Annotated in this window: 2 protein-coding genes; both read right to left on the bottom strand. The window is 64.7% G+C overall.

The annotated features are described in order from the left end of the window. Nucleotides 1-99: 99 nt before the first annotated feature. A complete protein-coding gene (locus AKU94_RS00010; protein WP_050525328.1) occupies nt 100-327 on the bottom strand; it encodes a DUF7697 family protein in 228 nt (75 codons plus the stop codon). After that, a partial coding sequence (locus tag AKU94_RS00005) for a hypothetical protein (protein ID WP_050525327.1) occupies nt 324-651 on the bottom strand: 328 nt, incomplete at its 5' end. The genes AKU94_RS00010 and AKU94_RS00005, both read right to left, overlap by 4 nt.

Raw genomic sequence — 651 nt, 5'->3', positions numbered from 1 at the left:
GTGTATACGAGACAGGGGTGACCGTGTTGGCATGGGAGGCGCGTTTCGACGGCCGTCCCGGTGGGAGTTTGATCGGGAAAACCGGCGCCGGATCGGATCTCACTCTGATGGAGCTATCTGTTCGTTCAGTTTGCGCACCATCACGGCCTCGATCTCGGGCAAGAGTTCGGCGGCAATCAGGGGATTGATGCCGAGTGCCTGTGCGAGGGCCAAGGCCGCGCCCATGTCCCATCCCAAAACTGCGCCGGGGATGACCCGCAATTGCCCACCAAGGCGGCCGACCAGATCCCAGACCTGCCAGCCCTCCGGCGTCTGCGGCCTGTTCAACCTTGCGGGGCAGTCCGGGCACGGCCCTGCGCAGGCGGCGCAATACCGGTCGCCCCCGCCGAAGGACCAGTCGGCGAGGGCGCGGAGACGTTTTTTTCTGCGTCCAGGATCAACCCGCGCGCGACATATTGGGTCTGGAAGGCTTCAAATACTGGCCAGATTTCCAGCAGGGCATCGATGCCCTCGGGCGAAACGGGCACAACGTCGCCAGCATCATCGCCGACACCCTCCCATTCCAGTACCGCGCGGCGGGCGACGGCTTTGGCCATGGCGAGGGCAAGTTCCTCTTGGCTCGCACCTTCGGGCATGGCCTCGATGGACGGA

This window comes from Pseudorhodobacter aquimaris (assembly GCF_001202025.1).
Lineage (GTDB): Bacteria > Pseudomonadota > Alphaproteobacteria > Rhodobacterales > Rhodobacteraceae > Pseudorhodobacter > Pseudorhodobacter aquimaris.
This window is presented reverse-complemented; position numbering and strand designations above follow the sequence as displayed.